General features: G+C 60.1%; 3 protein-coding genes. All 3 read left to right on the top strand.

What is annotated here, in order from left to right:
- The coding region (locus WCA53_RS06300; RefSeq protein ID WP_423907017.1) for a tellurite resistance TerB C-terminal domain-containing protein at positions 1-313 on the top strand (313 nt) is incomplete at its 5' end.
- Entirely contained in the window at positions 310-1,608 is a 1,299-nt protein-coding gene (locus WCA53_RS06305) for an ATP-binding protein (RefSeq protein ID WP_423907019.1), read from the top strand. The genes WCA53_RS06300 and WCA53_RS06305, both read left to right, overlap by 4 nt.
- A partial coding sequence (locus WCA53_RS06310; protein WP_423907021.1) for a DEAD/DEAH box helicase occupies positions 1,580-3,224 on the top strand: 1,645 nt, incomplete at its 3' end. The genes WCA53_RS06305 and WCA53_RS06310, both read left to right, overlap by 29 nt.

Genomic DNA, 3,224 nt, shown 5'->3' on the forward strand with positions numbered 1-3,224 from the left:
CGATGTGTTTATCGAAGAAAGCCCGTCCCCAGTGCCCGCCCCCGCGCCGCAAGAGCCGCATAAGGCTTCTCATGCACACGCGGTGCTGCCGGGACTCGACGATGTTCACTCAACGTTCCTTCGAGTGTTGATCTCCCGGCCGGCATGGACCCGTGCCGAGCTGTCCGATGCGGCATCGGACCTCGACCTGATGCTTGACGGCGCGATTGAACAGGTTAACGAAGCGTCGCTCGATCATTGGGACGAGCCGCTCACGGACGGGGATGACCCAGTAGAAATAAATCAGGACCTAGCTCAAAGGTTGGCAGCATGACAACGATTCGCCCAAAGGACCGCGATGCGGTCCTGCAATCTCTTCGCGCAGGGGTAGTCCCACGCGTTGGGCAACATCTCATCCAGGTTGGACGCGTGAGAGAGGTTGAGGCGCTCCTGACTGATATCGAGCGCGTCGCCGATGGCGGCTCAAGCTTTCGCATCGTGATAGGTGAGTACGGCGCCGGCAAGACCTTTTTTCTCAACCTGGTTCGAGCAATCGCGCTGGAAAAGAAACTGGTCACCGTGCACGCCGACTTGAACCCGGATCGCCGCCTTCATGCCTCCGGCGGACAGGCAAGGTCGCTATACGCCGAGCTGGTTAAGAATATGGCAACGCGCACCAAGCCGGAAGGCGGCGCGCTTGCCGGCGTGGTCGAAAAATTCATCGGGCAGGCGAAGACCGAAGCCCGTGCGTCGGGTCGCACGAGTGAGGAGGTCATTCGTGCACAGTTGGGCCAACTGACTGAGATGGTCAACGGCTACGATTTCGCAGACGTCATCGCGGCGTACTGCCGAGGTTTCGACGAAGGCAATGAGCAACTGAAGAGTGACGCCGTACGCTGGCTGCGCGGTGAGTTCTCAACCCGAACCGATGCACGTGCGGCGCTGGGCGTGAGGACCATTGTCGACGATGCCAACATGTACGATCAGCTAAAGCTGCTTGGCCGTTTCGTCCGTATGGCGGGCTACAGCGGACTGATGGTCTGTCTCGACGAACTGGTCAATCTGTACAAGCTCGCAAACGTCCAGGCGCGAAACAGCAACTACGAACAAATCCTTCGCATCCTTAACGATTCACTGCAAGGCTCGGCTGAAGGACTGGGCTTCGTACTGGGTGGCACGCCCGAATTTCTCCTTGATACGCGGCGAGGCCTCTACAGCTATACCGCGCTTCAGTCGCGGCTGGCCGAGAACGCGTTTGCGACGAACGGCCTGGTCGACTACAGCGGCCCGGTGGTGCGGCTAGCCAGTCTGACGCCGGAGGACTTCTACGTGCTTCTGGACAAGATTCGACTGGTGTATGCCTTCGGTGATATCAGCCGGGCGCTCGTCCCGGAAGAGGCGATTCCCGCTTTCATGGCCCATTGTGCTTCGCGGCTTGGCGACGCCTATTTCCGCACGCCGCGAACCACGATAACGGCGTTCATCAATTTTCTCGCAGTGTTGGAACAGAACGCCTCGGCGGATTGGCAGCAGATCATTGGAAGCATCAAGGTCGAGCGTGATACGGGCGGCGTGGCGGACATAGCGACTGATAGCGATGATGAGTTCGCCAGCTTCCGGCTCAACTGACTCCCGAAGTTTCGACCAGCTCGACGAGCGGATCCGCCGATGGATCTGGAGTGAAGGCTGGACGGAACTTCGCGACGCGCAGGAGCGGGCCGTACCCGCGCTCATTGACGCGGACCGGGACGTCATCATCGCAGCCGCGACCGCCGCGGGAAAGACCGAGGCGGCGTTTCTGCCGATCCTTTCGAATCTTCTGCGCGATGAGCCTTGCATCGGGTCAGTGCTCTATATCAGCCCGTTGAAGGCGCTGATCAACGATCAGTGGTCAAGGCTCGACGGCTTGTGTGAAACGCTGCAGATTCCAGTTGTGGGCTGGCATGGTGACGTCGCCGCCAGCCGCAAACAGCGGTTCCTGAAGCATTCGACGGGCGTATTGCTGATCACGCCGGAGTCGCTGGAGGCCATGTTCGTGACTCGCGGATCGTCGCTCGCATCAACGTTCGGAGCACTGCGCTACATCGTTGTCGACGAGTTGCATGCGTTCATCGGCTCCGAGCGCGGCATGCAACTGCAATCGCTCATGCACCGTGTGGACCGTGTCTGCGGCCGGCCCGTGCCACGAGTCGGGCTGTCGGCCACGCTAGGCGATATGCAGCTTGCCGCGAACTTCCTGCGGCCACGAGCGACGCGTCCCGTGCAGATAATTGAATCTGGAAGTGGAGGGCAGGAACTGAAGATTCTCATCAAGGGTTTTGTCGAGAAGCCGCCGCGTATTCATCTGGAACCGGACATCGAGAAACCCGGTCTGGAAGACATTGTTCCCGGCAGTACGGTCGACGTTGCAAACCAGATGTATCGAGCTATGCGGGGCTCGAATAATCTCATCTTTCCGAATAGCCGCCGGCAAGTCGAGCTCTACGCGGACTTGCTACGCCGGGCCTGTGATCGCGATGGTTACCCGAACGAGTTTTGGCCTCACCACGGCAGTCTTTCGAAGGATCTGAGGGAGGAGGCGGAGCGGGCGCTAAAGGCTGGCGATAAACCCGCTAGCGCTGTGTGTACGTCTACGCTCGAACTGGGCATCGATATTGGCGCCGTAAAGAGCGTGGCGCAAGTGGGTCCGCCACCATCAGTAGCAAGCCTTCGACAGCGTCTGGGGCGCTCGGGTCGTCGCAAAGGCGAGCCCGCGGTTCTGCGCGGTTATTGCATCGAGGCGGAACTGCAAAGCGACTCGGACTTGTCAGACCGCCTACGTGAAGGACTCGTGCAATCGGTCGCTATGGTGAACTTACTGCTGCGAGGCTGGTTCGAGCCGCCCCGCGCCGGTGGTCTACACCCATCGACGCTGGTGCAACAGGTACTGTCGATCATCGCCGAGCGTGGGGGCGTAAGCGCGGCCGAACTGTGGGACACGCTCGTGGCAACGGGGACGTTCGACGCGCTCGACAAGGTCACATTCGCGGCGATCCTGCGTGGCCTCGGCAGCAGGGACTTGATTGTTCAAGAGAAGGGCGGATTGCTGCTGCATGGCGTTGCCGGAGAGCGGCTCGTGAATCACTACGAGTTCTATGCATCGTTCACCAGCGATGAGGAATATCGCATCGTTGCAGGAATCCGGCAGTTAGGGTCGCTCCCGGTGTCCCGTCCGCTTACGCCAGGGCAAGGCATTATCTTTGGCG

The organism is Caballeronia sp., from assembly GCF_049581465.1.
Classification (GTDB): domain Bacteria; phylum Pseudomonadota; class Gammaproteobacteria; order Burkholderiales; family Burkholderiaceae; genus Caballeronia.

What these genes read in the sequence shown, in the direction of transcription:
- WCA53_RS06305 (WP_423907019.1), top strand. Translation starts at nt 310, where the DNA reads ATGACAACGATTCGCCCAAAGGACCGCGATGCGGTCCTGCAATCTCTT.